This window comes from Herbiconiux sp. 320_LB, from assembly GCF_059691755.1.
Genome location: NZ_JCAWAD010000003.1, coordinates 242201 through 263502, shown reverse-complemented (window position 1 = coordinate 263502; position 21302 = coordinate 242201). Strand labels below are relative to the sequence as shown.

At 70.2% G+C, this 21302-nt stretch carries 20 protein-coding genes and 1 tRNA gene; 12 read left to right on the top strand and 9 right to left on the bottom strand.

Annotated features, from left to right (window positions below):
• Positions 1–15: 15 nt before the first annotated feature.
• The 9 genes from AC59HU_RS09180 (at position 16) to AC59HU_RS09140 (ending at position 8333) form a co-directional block, all read left to right on the top strand.
• Positions 16–1695, top strand: coding sequence for an MDR family MFS transporter (locus tag AC59HU_RS09180; RefSeq protein WP_497223076.1), 1680 nt, complete (start codon positions 16–18; stop codon positions 1693–1695).
• Between the two features lie 23 nt (positions 1696–1718).
• A complete protein-coding gene (locus AC59HU_RS09175) occupies positions 1719–2168 on the top strand; it encodes a MarR family winged helix-turn-helix transcriptional regulator (RefSeq protein ID WP_497223075.1) in 450 nt (149 codons plus the stop codon).
• On the top strand, positions 2165–2770 hold the full coding sequence (locus AC59HU_RS09170; RefSeq protein ID WP_497223074.1) for a TetR/AcrR family transcriptional regulator: 606 nt from the start codon (positions 2165–2167) through the stop codon (positions 2768–2770). The genes AC59HU_RS09175 and AC59HU_RS09170 overlap by 4 nt, the downstream gene beginning before the upstream one ends.
• 63 nt (positions 2771–2833) lie before the next feature.
• On the top strand, positions 2834–4114 hold the full coding sequence (gene eno, locus AC59HU_RS09165; RefSeq protein ID WP_497223073.1) for a phosphopyruvate hydratase: 1281 nt from the start codon (positions 2834–2836) through the stop codon (positions 4112–4114).
• 40 nt (positions 4115–4154) lie between these two features.
• Positions 4155–4763: an FtsB family cell division protein gene (locus AC59HU_RS09160; RefSeq protein ID WP_497223072.1), complete on the top strand. Its 609-nt coding sequence runs from the start codon at positions 4155–4157 to the stop codon at positions 4761–4763.
• 14 nt (positions 4764–4777) lie between these two features.
• Entirely contained in the window at positions 4778–5293 is a 516-nt protein-coding gene (locus AC59HU_RS09155) for a DUF501 domain-containing protein (RefSeq protein ID WP_497223071.1), read from the top strand.
• Positions 5293–6579 carry a S8 family serine peptidase gene (locus AC59HU_RS09150; RefSeq protein WP_497223070.1) on the top strand — a complete coding sequence of 429 codons (1287 nt, stop codon included), beginning with the start codon at positions 5293–5295 and terminating at the stop codon, positions 6577–6579. The genes AC59HU_RS09155 and AC59HU_RS09150 overlap by 1 nt, the downstream gene beginning before the upstream one ends.
• Positions 6580–6621: 42 nt before the next feature.
• On the top strand, positions 6622–8145 hold the full coding sequence (locus tag AC59HU_RS09145) for an NAD(P)/FAD-dependent oxidoreductase (protein ID WP_497223069.1): 1524 nt from the start codon (positions 6622–6624) through the stop codon (positions 8143–8145).
• 114 nt (positions 8146–8259) lie between these two features.
• Positions 8260–8333, top strand: a tRNA-Leu gene (locus AC59HU_RS09140).
• Between the two features lie 8 nt (positions 8334–8341).
• Here the strand turns inward: AC59HU_RS09140 and AC59HU_RS09135 are convergent.
• The 4 genes from AC59HU_RS09135 to AC59HU_RS09120 all read right to left on the bottom strand — a co-directional run bounded on the left by AC59HU_RS09135 (position 8342) and on the right by AC59HU_RS09120 (position 16063).
• A complete protein-coding gene (locus tag AC59HU_RS09135) occupies positions 8342–8944 on the bottom strand; it encodes a hypothetical protein (RefSeq protein ID WP_497223068.1) in 603 nt (200 codons plus the stop codon).
• 138 nt (positions 8945–9082) lie between these two features.
• Positions 9083–13207, bottom strand: coding sequence for a fibronectin type III domain-containing protein (locus tag AC59HU_RS09130; protein WP_497223067.1), 4125 nt, complete (start codon positions 13205–13207; stop codon positions 9083–9085).
• Between the two features lie 101 nt (positions 13208–13308).
• A complete protein-coding gene (locus AC59HU_RS09125; RefSeq protein ID WP_497223066.1) occupies positions 13309–15495 on the bottom strand; it encodes a fibronectin type III domain-containing protein in 2187 nt (728 codons plus the stop codon).
• 310 nt (positions 15496–15805) lie between these two features.
• Positions 15806–16063, bottom strand: coding sequence for a hypothetical protein (locus tag AC59HU_RS09120; RefSeq protein ID WP_497223065.1), 258 nt, complete (start codon positions 16061–16063; stop codon positions 15806–15808).
• Positions 16064–16128: 65 nt separating this feature from the next.
• Between AC59HU_RS09120 and AC59HU_RS09115 the strand changes: the two genes are divergently transcribed.
• Positions 16129–16863, top strand: coding sequence for a potassium channel family protein (locus tag AC59HU_RS09115; protein WP_497223064.1), 735 nt, complete (start codon positions 16129–16131; stop codon positions 16861–16863).
• 349 nt (positions 16864–17212) lie between these two features.
• Here AC59HU_RS09115 and AC59HU_RS09110 read toward each other — a convergent pair whose 3' ends face one another.
• The 3 genes from AC59HU_RS09110 to AC59HU_RS09100 form a co-directional block, all read right to left on the bottom strand.
• Positions 17213–17440 carry a hypothetical protein gene (locus AC59HU_RS09110; protein WP_497223063.1) on the bottom strand — a complete coding sequence of 76 codons (228 nt, stop codon included), beginning with the start codon at positions 17438–17440 and terminating at the stop codon, positions 17213–17215.
• A 62-nt stretch (positions 17441–17502) separates the two neighbouring features.
• Positions 17503–17823, bottom strand: coding sequence for a DUF7882 family protein (locus AC59HU_RS09105; RefSeq protein WP_497223061.1), 321 nt, complete (start codon positions 17821–17823; stop codon positions 17503–17505).
• A 52-nt stretch (positions 17824–17875) separates the two neighbouring features.
• Positions 17876–18145 (bottom strand): hypothetical protein, encoded by a 270-nt coding sequence (locus AC59HU_RS09100; RefSeq protein WP_497223060.1) that lies wholly within the window; start codon positions 18143–18145, stop codon positions 17876–17878.
• Positions 18146–18251: 106 nt separating this feature from the next.
• Here AC59HU_RS09100 and AC59HU_RS09095 point away from each other — a divergent pair, with 106 nt between their 5' ends.
• Positions 18252–18434 carry a multidrug transporter gene (locus AC59HU_RS09095; RefSeq protein ID WP_497223058.1) on the top strand — a complete coding sequence of 61 codons (183 nt, stop codon included), beginning with the start codon at positions 18252–18254 and terminating at the stop codon, positions 18432–18434.
• Positions 18435–18527: 93 nt separating this feature from the next.
• Here AC59HU_RS09095 and AC59HU_RS09090 read toward each other — a convergent pair whose 3' ends face one another.
• Positions 18528–19904 carry an ice-binding family protein gene (locus AC59HU_RS09090; protein ID WP_497223057.1) on the bottom strand — a complete coding sequence of 459 codons (1377 nt, stop codon included), beginning with the start codon at positions 19902–19904 and terminating at the stop codon, positions 18528–18530.
• A gap of 290 nt (positions 19905–20194) precedes the next feature.
• Here AC59HU_RS09090 and AC59HU_RS09085 point away from each other — a divergent pair, with 290 nt between their 5' ends.
• Entirely contained in the window at positions 20195–20569 is a 375-nt protein-coding gene (locus AC59HU_RS09085; RefSeq protein WP_497223056.1) for a hypothetical protein, read from the top strand.
• Positions 20570–20579: 10 nt separating this feature from the next.
• Here AC59HU_RS09085 and AC59HU_RS09080 read toward each other — a convergent pair whose 3' ends face one another.
• Positions 20580–21128 (bottom strand): flavin reductase family protein, encoded by a 549-nt coding sequence (locus AC59HU_RS09080; protein WP_497223497.1) that lies wholly within the window; start codon positions 21126–21128, stop codon positions 20580–20582.
• Positions 21129–21302 lie beyond the last annotated feature (174 nt).

Genomic DNA, 21302 nt, shown 5'->3' with positions numbered 1-21302 from the left:
TACTTTTGGAGTGACGTGTCCCTGAAAACCTCTGAAGCGCCGGCGCCCACCGCCGACGCGACCTCCCGGCGCGGGGTCCTCGTCCCGCTCTCGGGGCTCCTGCTCGGCCTGTTCGTGGCGATGCTCGCCAGCACGGTCGTCTCGAGCTCGCTGCCGAAGATCATCGGCGACCTGGGCGGAACGCAGTCCGGGTACACCTGGGTCGTCACCGCGACCCTGCTGGCCACCACGGTCTCGACGCCCATCTGGGGCAAGCTCGCCGATCTGACCAACCGCAAGCTGCTCATCCAGATCTCGCTCGTCGTCTTCGTCGTGGGCTCGGGACTGGCCGGCCTCAGCCAGTCCACCGAGATGCTCATCTTCTTCCGCGTGCTGCAGGGCCTCGGCGCCGGCGGCCTGACCGCCCTGGTGCAGGTCGCCATGGCCGACATCATCCCGCCCCGTGAGCGCGGCCGGTACATGGGGCTCCTCGGCGCCGTCATGGCCGTGGCCACGGTGGGCGGCCCGCTCCTGGGCGGTGTGATCACCGACTCGATCGGCTGGCGCTGGAACTTCTACATCGCGGTGCCGTTCGCCGTCGCGGCGATCATCGTGCTGCAGCGCACCCTGCGCATCCCGACCATCCGCCGTGCCGTGAAGATCGACTACCTGGGCGCGGCCCTGATCGCCGGTGGCGTGTCGCTGCTGCTGATCTGGGTGACCCTCGCGGGCAACCAGTTCGAGTGGGGCTCGGTCGCGAGCATCCTGATGGTCGCCGGCGCCGTCGTGCTGCTGGGCCTGGCCGTGCTGACCGAGTTCAAGGTCAAGGAGCCGATCATCCCGATGACGCTGTTCACGAACCGCACCTTCTGGCTCGCGGTCGTCGCCTCGATCTCGGTGGGCGTCGCGATGTTCGGCACCAGCGTGTTCCTCAGCCAGTACATGCAGCTGGCCCGCGGCAAGACCCCGACCGAGTCGGGCCTCTACACGATCCCGATGATCGCCGGGGTGCTGGTCTCCTCCATCGTGATCGGCCAGGTCATCAGCCGCACCGGCAAGTGGAAGCGGTACATGGTGACCGGTTCGATCCTGCTCACGATCGGCCTCGCGCTGATGAGCACGATCCGGTACGACACCGACTTCGGCCTGGTCTTCCTCTACATGTTCGTGATGGGCGCCGGCGTCGGCATGGTGATGCAGAACCTGGTGCTGATCGTGCAGAACGCGGTCGACCCGCGGCAGATCGGCGTCGCCAGCGCCTCGGTGGCCTTCTTCCGCAGCCTCGGCGGCACGATCGGCGTGAGCGTGATGGGCGCCGTGCTCGGCAGCCGCATCACGTCGCTGGTCACCGACGGCCTGGTGAAGCTGGGCGTCGACCCGTCGCAGGCCGGCGGCCTCGGCGACGGGGGCATCCCGAACCTGTCGACGCTGCCCGACCCGATCCGCACCCTGGTCGAGTCGGCCTACGGCGAGGCCGTCGCCGACGTCTTCCTGATCGCGGTGCCGCTGGCCGTCATCTCGATCATCGCGATCGCCCTGCTGCCCAACCGCTCGCTCGGCACGAAGACCTCGGTCGAGCAGCTGGCCGAGAAGGAGGCATCGACCGTGATCGCCGTCTCCGGGGCCGAGGTCGCCGCCGACACCGAGGGCATCGCGCTCGAGTTCGCCGACGACGCTCCGGGGCAGCGCGCCGAGGGCGAGCTCGACCGGCGTTGAGAACAGTGGATACCCTGGAGGCTGTGAGCCCTCTCGACCGATCCGACGCGTTGGCCTCGGTCGAGACCGAGATGACTCGGGTGCTCAGGGGAGTGCGCGCGGTGATTCACGAGAACGCGCAGCGCTTCTCGCCCGAGCTCCAGCCTTCGGGGTATCTCATCCTCGGCTACGTCGCGAAGCACCATCCCGTGCCCCCGGGCGAGATCATCGCCGGGATGGGGATGGACAAGAGTGCAGTCAGCCGCCAGCTCCGCATCCTGAAAGACCTCGGGTTCGTCACCAGCGTCCCCGACCCGGACGACCGCCGCGCCGCCCTCTTCGGCCCGACCGCGGAGACGGTGGCGCGGCTGGCCGCGATCCGCGACCAGACCCAGGCCGTGTACGCCGAGGTGTTCGACGACTGGAGCGACGACGACCTCGCCCAGTTCGCGGGCCTCCTCTCCGCCTTCAACGACAGGATCGAGCGACGATGACGACGCTGACCGGCACCAAACCCGGCCTCCGGGAACGCAAGAAGGATCAGACCCGCACCGCGATCCACGAGGCCGCCCTGCGACTGGTCGCCGAGAACGGCGCCGCCGCCGCGTCGGTCGACGCGATCTGCTCCGAGGCCGGCGTCTCGACGCGCACCTTCTTCAACTACTTCCCCTCGAAGGTCTCGGCGATCCTCGGGCTGTCGTCGTTCCAGGTGACGGATGCGCAGCGCGCGACCTTCCTGGCCGGCGACGGCGAGCGGGCCCTGGTCCGCGACCTGTGCATCCTGGTCGGCGGCATCATGGACGACACGGCCCGCGAGGGCGTGGACCGCGCCGCCATCCGCGACCTCCTCGCCAGGCGCCCCGAAGTGGCGCCGGACATCATCAAGTTCGCGACCGACCTCCGCGCCGACGTCGTCGAGCTGGCCGAGGAGCGCACCTCGCCGCTGCGCGCCCAGCTCGCGGTGACCCTCGTGATGTCCGCCGTCGACTGCGCCCTGCACCGCCCGCTCGAGACCGACACCGCCGAGGAATTCACCGACTGGTTGCTCCGGACCGTGGCCGTCATGCAGGCCATCGGGCGCGACTCGGTAGACTGACCCCCGGCGGGCGCGCGGGAATCGCGGCCCGACTTTTGCCTGATATCTGAGGAGAAACCACCCGTGGCACTCATCGAAGCCGTTGGCGCTCGCGAAATTCTGGACTCCCGAGGGAACCCGACCGTCGAGGTCGAGGTTCTGCTCGACGACGGAGTGGTCTCGCGGGCCGCCGTCCCCTCCGGCGCCTCCACCGGCGCCTTCGAGGCGTACGAACTGCGCGACGGCGACAAGGGCCGGTACCTCGGCAAGGGTGTCGAGAAGGCGGTCGACGCCGTCATCGACGAGATCGGCCCGGCGATCGAGGGCTTCGACGCCACCGATCAGCGCCTGGTCGACGGCGCGATGATCGCGCTCGACGGCACCGACAACAAGAAGCGCCTCGGCGCGAACGCCATCCTCGGCGTCTCGCTCGCCGTGGCCCGCGCGGCGGCCGACTCGTCAGACCTGCCCCTGTTCCGCTACGTCGGCGGCCCGAACGCCCACGTCCTCCCGGTGCCGCTGATGAACATCGTCAACGGTGGCGCGCACGCCGACACCGGCGTCGACATCCAGGAGTTCATGGCGGTGCCGCTGGGCGCCGAGACCTTCTCCGAGGCCCTCCGCTGGGGCGTCGAGACCTACCACTCGCTCAAGTCGCTGCTGAAGTCGAAGGGCCTGTCCACCGGCCTCGGCGACGAGGGCGGCTTCGCCCCCGAGCTGCCGAACAACCGCGAGGCGCTCGACCTCATCCTGCAGGCCATCACCCAGGCCGGCTTCACGCCCGGCAAAGACGTCGCGCTCGCGCTCGACTGCGCGGCGTCGGAGTTCTTCGACGGCGGCGTCTACAACTTCGAGGGTCAGAAGCGTTCGGCCGAAGAGATGTCGGCCTACTACGCCGACCTCGTCGCGAACTACCCGCTGGTCTCGATCGAAGACCCGCTGAACGAGGACGACTGGGACGGCTGGGCCCACCTGACCTCCGAGATCGGCTCGAAGGTGCAGCTGGTCGGCGACGACCTGTTCGTCACCAACCCCTCGCGCCTGGCCACCGGCATCGCCCGCGGCACCGGCAACTCGATCCTCGTGAAGGTCAACCAGATCGGCACGCTGACCGAGACGCTCGACGCCGTGGCGCTCGCGCAGCGTTCCGGCATGACCGCGATCCTCTCCCACCGCTCCGGTGAGACCGAGGACACGACGATCGCCGACCTCGCGGTGGCGACCGACGCCGGCCAGATCAAGACCGGTGCGCCTGCCCGCAGCGAGCGCGTGGCTAAGTACAATCAGTTGCTGAGGATCGAAGAGGAGCTCGCCGAGGCGGCGGTCTACGCCGGTCGCGGCGCGTTCCCCCGGTTCACCGCGTAACAGCCGCTCCATCCCGGAGCGCCAGAGCCAGAGGTTTCCGATGCGGCAGCGCCCCCCGACATCCCGCAGCACAGCGCGGGTGCCGGTCGCGCTGCCGCATTCGGCGTCTCCGGCCACCCCCGCGAACTGGTTGCGCAGCATCCGCTTCTCGGGGTTCACCGTGCTGATGTTCGTGGTGATCGTGATGTTCGTCGTCATCATCGCGCCGGGCCTGAGGGTCTACATCGAGCAGCGCCAGCAGCTCGCCGCGCTCCACGCGGCCGTCGACGACCGTACACAGGCGAACAACGACCTGACGGACGAGATCGCCCGCTGGAGCGACCCGGCCTACATCAAGGCCGAGGCCCGCGACCGGCTCTATTACGTGATGCCCGGCGAGACCAGCTTCCTGATCGTCGACGACCTGCCGCCGGCGGCCGATGATGCGCCCAGCGGCGTGAGCGACACGATCAGCACCACCGACGTCGACTGGCTGTCGTCGCTGTTCTCCTCCGGGATGACGGCGGGCCTGTCGACCCAGACTCCCGCGGAGCTGCAGGGCGACGGTCAGTTGCCCGCCGATCATCAGCCCGCCGGCCAGCAGCCCACCGATCCGCAGCCGACCGACCAGCAGCCGACCGACCAGCAGCCCGCCGCGCCCACCGGCTGACCCCCAGGAGTTCCATGACCACCCCGCCCTTCGAACCCGCGAGCGAGCGCGACCTCGCGGTCGCGTCGGCGCAGCTGGGCCGGCCCGTGCGCAACGTGCTCGGCATCGCGGCGCGCTGCGTCTGCGGCAACCCGACCGTCGTCGCCACCGCCCCGCGGCTGGCCGACGGCACGCCGTTCCCCACCCTCTACTACCTGTCGCACCCGGCAGCGACCGCGGCGATGAGCGACCTCGAGGCCGAGCACGTGATGGTCGAGTTCCAGGATGCGCTGGCCGACGACGAGCTCGCCGCCGCCTACCACTCAGCCCACCAGGCCTATCTCGCCGACCGTTCGACGTTCGGCGACGTCCCCGAGATCGCCGGCATCTCGGCCGGGGGCATGCCCAGCCGGGTGAAGTGCCTGCACGCCCTGGCCGCGCACGCCCTCGCGGCGGGCCCCGGCGTCAACCCGATCGGTGACCTCGCCCTCGAGCGCGGCGACTGGTCGCCGCTCGTGTGCGAGTGCGTCGACTACGCGATCGAGCTCTGATGACCACCCGTGCCGTCCAGCGCGCCGCCCTCGTGGTGGCCGTGGTCGGCGCGGTCGTCGTGCTGCCCCTCGGGGCCTCCGCCACGGTCGCGCCGACCGCTTCGGCGCACGCCGACGAGGTGCGGTCGGCCGAGTACTGGCTCTCCGGGTACGGCTTCACGGATGCGTGGGACACCACCCGCGGCAAGGGCGCGACGGTGGCGGTCATCGACACCGGCGTCGACGGGAGCGTGCGCGAGCTGCGCGGCGCGGTCGTCGACGGCACCGACATGTCCGGCGTCGGCTCGCCCGACGGGCAGAAGCCGGTGGGGGACAGCTCGGAGCACGGCACCATGGTCGCCTCGCTGATCGCGGGCCGCGGCACCGGTTCGGGCAACGGCGTTCTCGGGGTGGCCCCCGAGGCGTCGCTGCTCTCCATCTCCGTGGCCCTCGGCGAGGGATCCGTCGATTCCGACGCCCAGATCGCCAAGGCCGTGCGCTGGGCGGTCGACCACGGGGCCGACGTCATCAACATGTCCCTGACCCGCAACAGCCTCGACTGGCCGGAGAGCTGGGACGAGGCGTTCTCCTACGCCTTCGACCACGGGGTCGTCGTCGTGGCGGCCGCCGGCAACCGGGGGAGCGGCACCAACGAGGTCGGGGCTCCCGCGACCATCCCGGGGGTCGTCGCGGTGGCCGGCGTCGACAAGGCCGGCGACGCCAGCTTCGACGCGTCCTCGCAGGGCATCACGATCGCGGTGGCCGCGCCCAGCGAACAGCTGGTCGGCGTGGTGCCGGGTGGCGGCTACGTCATCTGGGACGGCACCTCGGGAGCCGCGCCGCTGGTGAGCGGGCTGGCGGCGCTCGTGAAGGCCGCGCATCCGGAGCTCGACGCGAACAACGTGATCAACCGCATCGTCGCCACGGCGACCGCGAAGGGCTCGCCGGTGCCCGGGCCGATCTACGGCTACGGGCTGATCGACGCCGTGGGGGCGGTCGACGCGAAGGTGCCGACCGTCACGGCCAACCCGATCGGCGACCTGAAGGCGTGGATCGCGACCTACCGGCCGTCCTCGAGCACCGACTCGATCGACACCCTCGTCATCCCGCCGCCCACCGACCCCGCGGACGGGCAGCCGGCCGCGGGCGGGCAGGGGCCCACGCCGGTGGCCGTGGAGCCGAGCCCGGGGGTGTACAGTCTGATTCATTGGGCGGTGCCGCTGGGGCTCCTGCTCGGGTTCCTCATCCTCGTTGCGACATTCGCTCTCGGAGCCGTCGCGCATTTCAAGGGGCTGCTGCGGAGGTAGTAGCCTGTATCCAGGCCCCTGTACTGAGGAGATCGTTTCACTGTGCCCAAGATCCTGATTGTCGGCGGCGGCTACGCCGGTTTCTACACCGCTTGGAAGCTGGAGAAGTGGCTCCGCGCGGGTGAGGCCGAGGTCACCGTCGTCGACCCGCTGCCCTACATGACGTACCAGCCCTTCCTCCCCGAGGTCGCCGCCGGGTCGATCGAGCCGCGTCACGCGGTCGTCGGCATCCGCCGCCACCTCAAGAAGACGCGGGTCATCGCGGCGAGGGTCACGCACATCAGTCACGCCACCAAGACCGCGACGATCACGCCGGTCGAGGGTGCGGGCGAGCCGTGGGAGGAGACGTACGACCAGATCGTCGTCACCGCGGGCGCCGTCTCGCGCACCTTCCCGATCCCGGGTGTCGCGGATGAGGCGATCGGCCTGAAGACGATCGAGGAGGCGACCGCGATCCGCGACCGCATCCTCACCAACTTCGACAAGGCGGCGCTGCTGCCGGCCGGCCCCGAGCGCGACCGTCTGCTGACCGTCGTCGTCGTCGGCGGCGGCTTCGCGGGCATCGAGGTCTTCGCCGAGCTGCGCTCGTTCGTCTCGGCGCTGCTGGACAGCTACCCCGAGATCGGGTTCGAGGACACGCACTTCCACCTGATCGAGGCGATGGGCCGGATCATGCCCGAGGTCAGCCTGCCGACCTCGCTCTGGGTGATCAAGAACCTGGCCGAGCGCGGCGCGCAGATCCACCTCGACACCCAGCTGAAGTCGGCGGTCGGCGGTGTGATCGAGCTCTCGACCGGTGAGTCGTTCGAGTCGGACACGATCATCTGGACCGCGGGTGTCATGGCCACGCCGGACATCAAGAACTCCGACCTCCCGATCGAGGAGCGCGGTCGTCTCCGCGTGCGCGCCGACCTGCGGGTCGAGGGCGACGACGGCATCGTCGAGGGCGCCTGGGGCGCCGGTGACGTGTCGGCCGTGCCCGACCTCACGGGCGGCGGCGTCGGCGGCTACTGCGTGCCGAACGCCCAGCACGCCGTGCGTCAGGGCAAGCTGCTCGCGAAGAACATCGTGGCCGACCTGCGCGGCGAGGGCGTCAAGGACTACTACCACAAGAACATGGGCGCGGTCGCGGGTCTCGGCCTCGGTGTCGGCGTCTTCCAGTCGGGCAAGCTCGCGATCAAGGGCCTCCCGGCCTGGTTCGCGCACCGCGGTTACCACGGTCTCGCGATGCCGTCGTGGGAGCGCAAGTTCCGCGTCATCTGGGGCTGGGTGAACAACTTCTTCCTCGGCCGCGACAACGTCTCGCTCGAGGCGCGCGTTCACCCGCGTGCGGCCTTCGAGGAGTTCGCGGCGCGTCCGCGTGCGGCGGCTCCGGCCGTGGCGCCGGCGGCTGCGGCTGCGCCGGCTACCTCCGGTGAGGCCGCTCCGGCGACGCCGAACCCGCAGCTGCCCGGTTCGCACAGCTCGGAGCCCGCGGCCACCGCCGAGGTCAACGGCGTCGCGGCGACCGACTCGGCTCCCGAGGCGCCCAAGACGGCGCCGAAGACCAAGGCCAAGGCCAAGTAGCGGCCCACCGCTGCTGGCCGCGCGCCACCACCGCGCATCCGCGTCACGGAGAACGCCCCGGAGCCACCGGCTCGGGGCGTTCTCTGCGTCGCGTGCCCTACGGTGGGATGGCACGCCCCCATAGCCCAATCGGCAGAGGCAGACGACTTAAAATCGTTTCAGTGAGGGTTCGAGTCCCTCTGGGGGTACCCCCTTCCTACAGGTACGGCTCCCAGGCGTCGAACTGATCGCCCAACGCGTCCACCTGTCGCGTGAACTCGGCGGCCAGAGCAGGGCAGTCACCTCGCGGTTCGGCGCAGCTGGCGCTTCTCCAGTCTTCGCCGGCGCTCGTCAGTGCCGCGGCCGCGCGGAGGGTCGTGTCGTACAGATCGGCGATCTCGGCCGGCGGCCGGCCCAGGTAGGTGGTGCTCGTCTCGGTCGATGGTCCGGTGACCAGATCGTCGACGGCGTCGGCGACGAAGCCCCCCGCTGTGAGGGCTGCGTTGCAGGCGAAGGTGTCGATGGCCGCGACGCTGCATCCCGCGTCGTCCCAGCCCGCCGCGCAGGAGTCGAGTGACACTCGAGCTCCCGCCATCGCGCTGGCCCATTGCGCGATCGAGCCACCTACGGCCGCGGGGGAGGGATCCACTTCCGGGGTCTGCGTAGGCGCCAGGGTCTGCGTGGGCACCGGGGTCTGCGTGGGCACCGGGGTCTGCGTGGCGGGCAGAACCTCGGCGGCGGGCGGCACGGATGCGCTGGTGCACCCGCTGAGAAGGAACGCGGCGGACAGCGCCGCGGCCAGAACGAATCGATTTCGCATGACGACCCCCGATGCGGTGGAATCATCAGTCTCGCACAACACCTGTCGAATTTGGGCGGCAAGGCCGAGAATCGGGCGAGGTGTGGTGCAACGCAGAACCGCGCCGGCCCGGGGCCGACGCGGTTCTGGGGGTGCGGGCTAGCGGGCCCGCTGGAGCGCGACGATCCCCGTGGGGTAGCGGTCGCGCGCCGAGACGTAGACCTTGCCGAGCTTCGGATCCACCGCGATGCCGTACACCTTGTTGCCGTAGGCGTGAGCGGTGTAGTTCGCCACCTCGCTCAGGTCGGCGGTCTTCAGGATGCGGACACCACTGCCGTCGAAGGTGCTCGACGCGTGCCCGAGATACAGTCGGCCCGCCTCGGGATCGACGGCCACGGACCGGTAGTCGGGGGCCGACACGGAGAGCGTCTGCAGCATCGCGAAGCTCGCGAGGTCGTAGACCCGCACGCCCTCGGTCGCGGTCGGGCTGTCGTTGTTCGTGAGGTAGAGACGACCGGCCTTGGAGTCGACGGCGATGCCGTGCGAGCTCCAGGTCGTGCCCTCGGCCGTCACGACCGTGATCGGCGCACCCGTGTTCGCGTCCATGACCGTGAACCCGGTGCCGCGCAGGGCTCCGAACACGCGGCCCGTGGCGAGATCCACGTCCATGCCCCTCACGTTCGCACCGAAGGCGAACGGCCCGCGCTTGACGGCGTCCGTGGCGAGGTCGACGACCGTCCACGAGGCGCCGTAGGCGACGTACAGCTCGTTCTTCGCGGCGTCGATCGCGACATCTCGCACGCCCTCGGTCTCGGCGCCCGCGATCGCGTGGGTCTTGACCACGGTGTCGGTGGCCGGATCGATCTCGACGACGCGGGCCGGACGCTGCTCGTTGCCCACGAACAGGTGACCGGTGCGGGAGTCGACGACCGAGCCGACCGGCTTGGTGTCGAGATCCGCGTTGTCGGTCGCCGACGGGATCGCCTTCAGCGCCGTGGCCGTGTACTCCGAACCCACCGGAGGCCCAGGATCGGTGGGGTCGGTGGGGTCGGTCGGGTCGGTCGGGTCGGTCGGGTCGACCGGCGCCTCGATGCCGCGCCGCTGACTGATCGTCACCGCCACCGAGGCCGACTCCGAGCCGGGCGGGTTGAGACGGAAGTCGCGGTTGGACACGAACACCCGCTGGCGATCCTCATCCACCGAGATGCCGTAGCCGTCCTTCCCGTACGCCGGGTCGGCGTAGTCGGCGAGCTGCGCTCCGGTGGCCGAGTCCAGCACGGTGTACCCGCCCGAACCCGCCGCGGTGCCGGTGTAGCCGACGTAGAGCAGCCCGTTCTTGGAGTCGTAGTCGATCTGGCGCGCCTTGACGCGGGTGACCTTCTCCCAGTCGAGGCCGAATCCGTCGTTCGCGTCGAAGGTGGCGACCTGCACCGCATCCGGAACCTCGGCGAAGTAGGCCGCAGCCACTGTGCCGTGCGCCGGATCGGCGGCCACGTAGTAGGCGCCGGCCGTGCCGCCGATCACGCCGAGCGAGGCGCCCGTGTTCATGTCGAGCACCTCGATGCCGCGCGACGGCACCGCCCCGTAGACGTACCCCTTCACGGGGTCGACGTCGATCGAGCGGTTCGACTCGATGAACGAGTACGGGCCCCGCACGACCTGGCCGAACGACGCATCCGCAATCGACACGACGACCCAGTTGCGGTTCTGCTGACCGACGTAGAGCAGCTGGTTCGCGTCGTCGATACCGAGGTCGCGGATGTTCTCCGGCAGCGTGATCGTGCGGGCGATCTCGTTCGTGTCGGGGTTCAGCTCGAAGATGTTCCGCCCGTTCTGGTCGCCCAGGTAGAGCCTCTTCTTCGCCTGAGAGTAGGCGGAGCCGGCGGGGAGGGACGCGTTCGTCTTGTTCACGACGTCGATCGATCCGGTGACGTCGTAGTCGTAGCCCGCCCCCAGGATGCGCTTCGAGACGGTGACCGCAACGGCGTCGAGCTCCGAGCCGGGGGGGTTGAGGCGGAAGTCGCGGTTGGAGACGAACACCCGCTGGTGCTCCTCGTCGACCGAGATGCCGTAGCCGTCCTTGCCGTACGCCGGGTCGGCGAAGTCGCCGCGCTGGTCGCCGGTGGCGAGGTCGAGCACGGTGAAGCCGCCCGATCCCATCGCGGTGCCCGTGTAACCGACGTAGACGAGACCGTTGGTGGAGTCGACGTCGACCTGACGGGCGTTCACCCGGGTCGCCTTCTCCCACACCTGATCGAAGCCCTTGGTGGCGTCGAAGGTCGCGACCTGCACCGCATCCGGAACCTCCTCGAAGTACGCCGCGGTGACGTAGCCCTTCGCGGTGTCGGCCGCCACGTAGTAGGCGCCGGCCGTGCCGTCGACCACGCCGAGCGAGGCGCCGGTGTTCATGTCGAGCACCTCGATCCCGCGGGAGGGGACGGCGCCGTAGACGTAGCCGTGCACGGGGTCGACGTCGATCGAGCGGTTCGACTCGATGAACGAGTACGGTCCGCGCACGACCTGGCCGAAGGTCGCATCCGCAGTCGAGACCACGACCCAGTTGCGGTTCTGCTGGCCGACGTAGAGCAGCTGGTTCGCGTCGTCGATGCCGAGGTCGCGGATGTTCTCCGGCAGCGTGATCGTGCGCTTCACCTCGTCGGTGTCCGGATCCACCTCGAAGATGTTCCGGCCGTTCTGGTCGCCCAGGTACAGCAGGTCCCTCGACTCCGAGTAGGCGGAGCCCGCGGGGAGGGAGGCGTTCGACGTGTTCACCGAGTCGAGCGAGGAGACGACCTCGTAGTCGACGTCGGCCGGGGTGCCGGGGTCGGTCGGGTCGGTGGGATCGGTGGGCCCGCCCGGGTCGGGGTTCGGGTTGCAGCCGAGGCAGGGGCCGCCGGGGTTCGACGGGTTGATGACCTGGGGCTTCTCGTCGTCGGTCACGGCCTTGCCGGCGGTGTTCTTCACGATCGTGAGACCGTCGAAGTACTGGCCGTCGGCCGTGCGCGACTCGTAGCGGAGGGTGTCGCCCGCGACGTCGATGAGCTGGTACAGCTCCACCCCGCCCTCGAGCTTCTTCAGATGCGCACCGTTCTCGGTCCAGAGACGGGGGCCCGCGCCGCTGTACATCTTCGAGCCCACGACCGACACGGCGTAGACCGGGCCGTCGTAGTTGAGCTCGGAGTTCCAGGTCGTGGGGTTGCCCTGCTCGGCCGCGTTCGTGTTGCCGCGCCCGTAGTTGTGGTCGTGGCCCTGCAGCACGAGGTCGACGTTGTTCGCCTCGAACAGCGGCAGCCAGGCCTCACGGATGGCGCGGTTGTTGCGCCCCTCGTCGAGCGAGAACACGGGGTGGTGGAAGAACACCACCGTCCACTTGTTCGGGTTCGACTCGAGGGTCGCCTTCAGCCACGCGGTCTGCACGGCGAGGGCCGACGCATCCGTGATGTTGCTGTTCAGCGAGATGAAGCGCACGCCCTGGTAGTCGTTGTAGTAGACCGTGCCCTTCAGCAGCGCCTGCACCGTGGGGTCGGTGGGGCCGTTCTGCGGGTAGGCGAACTGGGCCTGCCACTGGGTGGAGAGCTGCTCGCCCTCGTACTCGTGGTTGCCCGCCGCGGCCAGGAAGTTCTGGGTGCCGAACTGGTAGCCGGCGGCGTCGAACACCTCACCCCACTGGCTGTCGTCGTTGGCGTCGTCGATCAGGTCGCCGGCCTGCAGCACGATCGAGGCGTCCGGACGGTCGCGGAAGGCGTTGCGGATGACGCGGCTCGCGTCGGACTTGATGCCGTTCTGCACGTCGCCGAGGTAGATGAACGAGAACGGATCCGCCGTGGCCGACGCCGTGGTGAAGTGCTGCCACTCGCTGAAGTTGGTGCCGTCGCCCACGCGGTACTGGTACTGCGTGTCCGGGGTGAGGCCGGTGAACTTCACGGTGTGGAAGGACTCGTCGTAGTTCGCCGTGGTGAGGTCTTTGTTCACCGCGGCGTTGACCGTCTTGATGCCGGTCGGATACGGCGTGGCCGTGGCTTCACGGTACTCGGCCTTGGCGGTGGTGACCCCCTTCGAGGTGCGCCAGGTGACGGCCTGCGAGGTGGCGAGATCGCCGTTCGGCGTCAGGACGATGCGGTCGGGCACCACGGACGGCCCGTGCTGCACGAGCGGCGTCACGGTGGCCGCTTCGGCCGCCGGGGCCGCGCCCAGCGCCGGGGTGAGCAGCGCGGCGGCGACGGCGGCGGTGGCGATGCCCGCCAGCAGCCGCCGGCCGCGGCCTCGCGGGGACAGTTTCGTCATGGAATGACGGCCTTTCGGTTCGGGTCGTGCGTGCGGGGTGCGCGGGCCGTTCGGTCGGCGCGCGTCGTCCGGTTCGTGAGCGGATGCGGTGAGCGGCCGGATCATGCGACGTCACCCTGGCGGCGGCGGTACACGACGAACAGCGCCAGGAGGCCGGCCAGCATGGCGGCTCCCGCGAGGGCGATCAGGAGACCGCCGGCGTTGAAGCCGGTGCTCGCCAAATCCTTGACCCCGGTCGATGCCGAACCCGGGGCGAGGATCGTGATGGCCACCGACTGGGATGCACCCGACTCGAGGCCGCGCACGACGATGGTGTGCTGGCCGGGTGCGACCCCGGCCGGGATGTGGGCGGTGAAGAAGTACGCGCCGTTCGCGTCGGCGCTCGGGAAGCCGAGCTCGATCGGGTCGGAGTGCAACGTGATCTCGAGGTCTTCGTTCGGCCAGAAGCCGCCGCCCTTGAGGTCGAGCGACCCGCCGGCGGCGATCCCGGTGGCCGAGAGCTCGATTGCCGTGGGCTTGGCCTCGGGCTTCGGCTGGGTCGGGTTCTCGGTCGGCTGGGGGTCGGGGGTCGAGGTGGCGGTGGGCTCGGGGGTCGTGCTCGGCTCGGGGCTCGTCGTGGGCTCGGGGCTCGTGGTCGGCTCGGGTGTCGCGGTGGGCTCGGGCGTCGGAGAGGGCTCGGGGCTTGTCGTCGGCTCGGGTGTCGCGGTGGGCTCGGGCGTCGGGGTAGCGGTCGGCTCAGGAGTCGGGGTCGGCGTCGGCGTCTCGGTCGGTTCAGGCGTCGGCGTCGGCGTCGGGGTCGGCGTCCCGGTGTCGCCACCCGGAACCACGGCGACCGGCCGCTCGGGGGCGCCGATGTCGGCGCGGCTCGATCCCGGCCCCGAGGTCCAGGCCTCGGTCTCGTCGACGACCAGCTTCTGGCCGTCGCCGCCCTTCGTGATGGTGAAGGCGTCGAACAGGTCGCCGGTGACCGTGTGGCTCTCGAGGTGGAGCTTGTCGCCCACGACGTCGACCGTCTGGTACATCTGCGTGTCGCGGTTCATGCTTTTGAGGTCGGCGCCGTTCTTGATCCAGTTGTTGTCGTTCAGCGGATCCGGGACGTACATCTTCGGCCCCGCGACGGTGACCAGGTAGACCGGGCCGGTCTGGCTGGTCTTCGGGTCGGCGCCCGCCGGCAGGTTCTGCTCGTTCGAGAAGAGGTTGCCGCGACCGTAGGCGTGGTCGTGGCCCTGCAGCACGAGGTCGACGTTGTACTTCTCGAACAGCGGCAGCCAGGCCTCGCGGATGGAGGCGTTGTCGCGGCCCGAGGTCACCGAGAAGACGGGCTGGTGGAAGGCCACGACGGTCCACTTGTTCGGGTTCGTCGCGAGCACCTGGTCGAGCCACTCGGTCTGCTGCGCGAGCATGTCGCCGTAGGCGTAGTTGGCGTTCAGGGTGATGAAGCGCACGCCCTGGATGTCGGCGTAGTAGACGTTCTCGTCGAACATCTGCTTCACGGTCGCGGTCTGCGCCGGGCCGTTCCGCGGGTACTCGAACTGCGCGCCCCAGTAGCGGGTGAGCTCCGGTCCGGGGTAGTACTCGTGGTTGCCGGGGGCCGCGATGATGTTCATGTAGGCGTTCGAGAAGCCGGCCGCGCCGAACCACTCGCCCCACTCGGCGTCGGCGACATCCGTGTCGATCAGGTCGCCGAGGTGCACGACGGCCTTGGCGTAGGGGCGCGCCTCGGTGGCCGCGCGGAAGGCGCGCGAGGCGTACGACTTGACGTCGTTCTGGGCGTCGCCCTGCACGATGAACGAGAACGGCTCGGCGGTGGTGGCGGCGGTCTCGAACTCGAGCCACTCGCTCCAGGTCTCGCCGTCTCCCACGCGGTAGAGGTAGGCCGTCTTCTCCGTCAGGCCCGTCAGCGTGGCGGTGTGGTACTTGATGCGGTAGCCGAGGTCCGTGGCGAACTCGGTGGTCGACACGGCCGAGATCGTCGTCGATGCCGTCACCGGGCCCGCGGTCATGGCGGCGACCTGCACCTGCGGAGCGGTGACGTCGGTCGAGGTGCGCCACGAGACGTTCTGCGTCAGCGCGGGCGTCTCGGTCGGCGTGAGGATGACGCGGTCGGGGACGGCGGATGCCACATGCACGACCGCGGGGTTCACGGGCGGCGGGTTCAGTCCGCCGGCGGCGTAGGCGATCCCCCCGCCGAGTGTGCCGAGGGCGACGACGGCCGCGAGGCCGCCCGCCACCAGTGCGGTGCGCGGTTTCAGGCGCGTGAAAGCGCCGAGGAGCTGATCGCTCTTCATACGAGGGGGGTCCTTCGGGAATGACGGCAGGAGCCGAGGATGGGGCCGTCTGCGCGGGGTCTGCAGACGACGCCGCTCACGCTATCGACGCGCCGGATCCCGCCGGGTCACGTCCTGTGAGAATTCATATCGCGTTTACAGCCCCCTCGGAGAATCATCCGATCGCGCCCGATCCCGTCATCCGCTGTTCACCCGCCCACCCGCGCCCGCCCCTGGAACCCCACCCCCGGATGCGCTATGCCCTCGCCCCCGCACAGGCACAGGCACAGGCACAGGCCAGCATGGCCTCGGCCTGCTTCGGACCGCGTGTTTACCGCTGGGCGCGCCGTCGCGAGATTGTCCTCGCGACGATGAGGGCGATCGGCATCGCGACGCCCAGGAGGGCCACGACCAGACCGACGATCATCAAGGCGTCTCCGGGGGCTCCATCTGCTGCATCGCCGCGTTGGGCGACCGAGGCCAGGGTGCTTCCGATCAGGAGGACGGCGAGACCGATCACCACGACCAGCACCGAGCCACCGAGTACCGCGACCCGCGCACCCTGGTGCTCCAGCCATTTCGACAACACGGCCACCCCCTCCACGACCACCCTAACGAGGCGGCACCTCGACCGCGCGCGGCTAGAGTTCCCGCATGACGCAAGAACGATGGCGCCGCCTCACCGAATGGCCGCTCGCTGCGGTCGCCCTTCTCTTCCTGGCCGCGTATGCATGGGAGATCATCGGCGATCTCACCGGGCCCGCCGAGCAACTGACGGACACCCTCATCACCGCGACCTGGGTGGTGTTCCTGGTGGACTACGTCGTGACCCTGATCCTCGCCCGCGACCGGTGGCGCTGGTTCTTCCGCCACATCTTCGACCTCCTCATCGTGGTGCTCCCGATGTTCCGTCCCCTTCGACTGCTGCGTCTGCTCACACTCCTGACGATCCTGAACAGGACGGCGGGCAACGCGTTCCGAGGCCGCGTCGTCGTCTACGTCGCCGGGGCGTCCACCCTGCTCGTGTTCGTCGCGTCGCTCGCGGTCCTCGAATCCGAGCGAGGTGCCCCCGACTCGACCATCAATTCGTTCGGCGACGCCATCTGGTGGGCCTTCGTGACGATCACCACCGTGGGCTACGGCGACTACTCACCGGTGACCTTCGAAGGCCGCCTGATCGCGGTCGGGTTGATGCTCGGAGGAATCGCCCTCCTCGGTGTGGTGACCGCCACGATCGCCTCGTGGATCGTCGAACGGGTCGCGCTGCGGGACGAAGAGGATGCTGCGGTGACTCGCCGGGACATGCGAATCCTCGCCAGCGAGATCGCCGAGTTGAGGGCCCTGCTCGAATCCGATCGACCTCGTCCGGGCGAGGTCGGAACGCCCTGAGCAGCTTCGGGCTGGGCTCCCGGCGGGGTCAGGGGGCCGGTGGGCGGGACTCGAGGGCGGCCAGGCGGCGCTCGAGGTACTCGATGTAGTCGACGAGGTAGGCGGTCTTCGCGTCGAGGCGGTCGAGACGAGGGCCGGTGACGCTCTGGTCGTAGTGCCAGGGCGTGCGGAGCGGGTGAGCCGCGTCGATGGCGTCGATCTACGCCCGGAAGACGGAGGGGTCCGGCGTCATGGCAGGTGTGGTCATGCGTTCAGCGTAGGTCGCCGCCCCGATTCACGCTCGACGCGGGGCAGCCGCTGCACGAACGCGGACGGCACCCCCGACTGGATGCGGGCCGCGGGCCGCGGGTCAGCGGACGAGGCCGGCGATCGCGCCCGTCGCGCTGATGGGCGCGAACTGGTCCACCGCATCCTCGAGCGTCGCGAACGGACCCTGCCAGGCGTGCCGGTCGTGACGGTTGGCGTGCTTGAGGTGCCAGCCGTCTTCGGAATGGAAGGCCGTCGCCAGGAGCGTGCCGGACTCGTCGAGCAGTTCGTGCACCCGTGCGGTGCGGGCGTTCACCATGATCCCCATCATGTGGTGAGCATAGGGCGCTCGGGGCGCGATGCCAATGGGCAGACGCGCCGGGTTTCAGACTGCTACGAGCCGGACGCCGCCGTCGACGCGGCCGCCTGGGGCTCGGCGGTGAGGCGCAGGTCGCCGCGGCTCGCGCCCGCCGTGAGCTCGTCGATCCACCCGCGGTTGATCGGGCCGATGCTGTCGCGGTCGGCGAACGAGAACCGGAGCGCCACGTGCGGCGCCACCCAGACGGTCTCGCGACCGGTTCCGCTCTCGGCGTTCCAGGTGACCGCACAGCTCTCGTGGCGACGCAGACGGTTGACCAGGACGATCTGCAGGTGGGCCAGCGCCCGGTCGTCCATCCCGACCTCGGTGGTGCCGGCGTAGGTGAAGGTTCCCATCCGAAGATCGTCTCATCAGCCACCGACATCGGGCTGGACGCCCGCGCGGGGTTCAGCGACGGGTCACGTTGAGCGCCGCCGGCACGGCGGCCGCGACCGCGAGCTTGTGGCAGGCCAGGGCGGCATCGGCCAGCTCTTCGTAGTACCCGTCGCCGAGCAGGCGGCGCGGCTCGTCGTAGGTGACCGTGCGCCACCGCGACACCGGCGCACCCTCCAGACGCACGTCGACCCAGCGGATGATCGCGAAGGGCTCGGGTGTGCCGGGCCGGGGATAGTAGAACTCGATCGGCATGACGGCCTGGACGGGATGCCATTCGGGCACTCGGGGCTCCTCTTCTCGTAGGGAGCGCGCCGGCCCGCGCATGCCGAGCGTAGGTCGTGCCGCCGACATCCGCCCGGTTCCGACCCCGGGGGGCCAGGCTGGGACCATGGATGAACGAGACCACGACCAGAAGCGTCACGACCAGCTGACCGCGGCCCCGAAATCGACGGAGGAGGATGCGGCGCCGCGCATCGACGTCACCACGACCTCGGACGGGACCACGCGGATCGACGTGCGCGACGACGCGGCGGTACGCCCCGGGATGGACCCCGAGCTCGACGAGGATTGAGCCGGGAGTCACCGGAGGCTGGACTGCCTGGAGCTAGACCGCCTGGCGCTGGCTCGGCCTGAGCCGGCCCCGGCCTGAGCCGGGGCCGTGCCGTCAGCCCTGGCGGCGGGCCGTGAGGCGGCCGCGGATGTCGCCGCGGCGACGGCGGGCGATCACCAGCACCGCGCCGAGGAGCATCGCGGCGAAGGGGCCCGCGATGAGCAGGGGCGAGGGGGATTCCGCGCCCGTCGCGGCGAGCAGGCCTGAGCCCTGACCCGAGTTCGCGGTGCCCGAAGTGGTTCCGCCGGTCCCCGAGCCCGTCCCGGTGCCCCCGGCAGAGCCGGAGCCGCCCGAGCCGGCAGAGCCGGAGCCGCCAGCGCCGGTGCCACCCGTGCCGCCGGTGCCGCCAGAACCGGTGCCCCCGTTCCCGGTACCACCGGTCCCGCCCCCACCACCACCGGTGTCACCGCCGCCCGTCGGCGGGGTGACCACGGCCGGCTGCACGTCGATCGTGTACTCGCGCACCGCATTCGGACCCGTGCCGTTCGCCGCGGTGATCGTGAAGGTCGCGCTGCCGGTCTGGGTCGGGGTTCCCGTGATCTTGCCGGTGTCGGAGTCGAGGACGAGGCCGGCGGGGAGGGCCCCGGAGGCCACGGTGTACGTCGGCGAGGGCGAGCCGGTCGCGGTGACGTCGTATTCGTACGAGGTTCCGACGCTTGCTCCGGTCGGGTTCGAGCCGGTGAAGACCGGGCTGATGACCGACGGCGGGCAGTCCTCGGGGGCCGTGATGCGGTCGTTGATGAGCGTCACTTCCGCCGTCAGCGCCATGAGGCGCCCCTGCACCGTGGCGCCGTTGCCCACGGTCACCGCGTCCGAGGCCATGACCGTTCCGACCAGGGTCGAGGATCCGCCGAGTGTCGCGGCCGAGCCGACCTGCCAGTAGACGTTGCAGATCGAGGCATCGCCGGTGAGGACGACGCTGCTGCCGACGCCCGTCTTGAAGGTGCTCGCGGCCTGGAAGACCCAGACCGAGTCGGCCGTGCCGGCCAGCGTGAGGGTCCCGTTGAGCGAGAGCTCGCCGCCCGAGTAGACACCGGGCGTGAGCGTGAGGCCGGCCAGGTCGCCGAGCCCGCCGACGGTGGGGGTGAGGCCGGCGGCGACGCCGTAGGCCGAGGTGAGATGATCCTTCGCCAGTGCGGCGGCGTCGTTCGCCACGTTCACGTCGCCCAGTACGATCCCCGGCGGGAAGCCGGTGACAGAGGTCTGCGGGCTCAGACCCAGCCAGCCGTCGAGCACGCTCGGGCCGGTGTTGGTGACGCTGCTCGCGGCGAGCACGCTGTAGTCACCCGCGGTGAGCAGGTCGATCTGCGTGGGCGCGTCGGCCGCGCTCACCGGCGCCGACGTCGTCGATCCGGCGGCGACCAGCCCTGCGCATCCGGCCAGCCCACCGGCCACGATCAAGAAAGTTCTACGTACACGTGTTCCGGGCATAGACCCGACCTCGTCCCCATCGAAGAGGGCGTCCCAGTTCGAGACCTTTTCGGATCGTGCACCGCTCTGTCCGCACCTTCGCAGGTCCTGGGCGCCACGTCCATTATTCGGCGACACTGGGGGCTGGCGTCCAGCTTCGCTGCCGATTCTTAGCAGGCCGGCGCGATGGCGGCCAGCCCCAGGTTCGGTAGTGCGCCCTGCCCTCAGGCGACGTACGGTGGGAGTTCAGCGGGGACGAGACCGCTGGACAGGGAGTTCCCGACCTCCGGGACACCGCTTGGGAGACGCCGATGTCCGACCCGAGACCCGGGAGCACGACCACCCGTCCGGTGACGGTGGGTGTCTTCGACGCGGATGCCGCGATGCTCGATATGAAAGCGGCCCGCCTGCGCGGACTCCCGGACGTCGACGTGCGCATCACCGCGGGATCGCTCGGGCAGCTGCTCACCGATCCGGCCTTCCCGACCGATGTCGTGATCGTGCAGCAGCGCCCCGGCGAGCGGGTGTCGATCAACTACAAGATCCGGGTCTGCCGCCTGGCCAACGCGCGGGTGATCGTGGTCGAGAACGACGACGACGAGCTCGCGGCCGACGTGGGGCTGCTGATGACCCCGGTCGGCAGCTTCGACGACGCACTCGACCTGCTGGGGCCTGCGGCTCCCTAGAGCCCGATCGTCAGAGCTCGATCTTCGAGTGCGCCCCGAGGCGGTGCCAGGTGCGGTTGTGGTACACCAGCGGCTCGGCCTCGGCGGCGTCGGCCGAGGGATCCCCGGCGGGCGGGGCCTTGGTCTCCAGGGCCTGCACGGCGACGACGGTCGAGCGGCCCGCCTCCATCTTGTTCACCACGCGCCCCCGGATCCAGGCGTGCGCGGCCGGGAAGTAGGGCTCGCCCGTGGGGAGCCGGGTCCAGATCGACGTGTCGGCGAAGCGGTCGATGCCGCTGGTGGCGCCGAGCTTGGCGATGTCGAGCTGACCGGCGCCCAGCAGGTGCACCACGACGGTGTCGGCCTTGCGGATGGTCGGGGTGCTCGAGGAGAGGTCCGAGACCGAGAAGACCAGCAGCGGTGGCTCGGCGCTTACCGAGAACACCGAGGTCGCGGTGAGGGCCACGGGGCCGTCGCCGGCGTCGGCCGTGATCACGGCGACCCCGGCCGGGTGGTTGCGGAACGCGGCCTTGAACTCGTCGGGGGTCACCACGTTCTCCGAGCTGGGGTGAGGCACCAGGTTGCTGTCGCGTCGCGAGGACGACGCGGATTCGCCCGCACGGCCGCGATCGAACGATCGGTCGGCACCGAAGCCGTGCTCGGTGCCCTCGGGCCGCGGGTCGGAGGGCCGCGGGTCGGAGGTCTGTGCGTCAGTCACGTTTCGATCCTAAGACGGATGCGGATGACCCGGTCA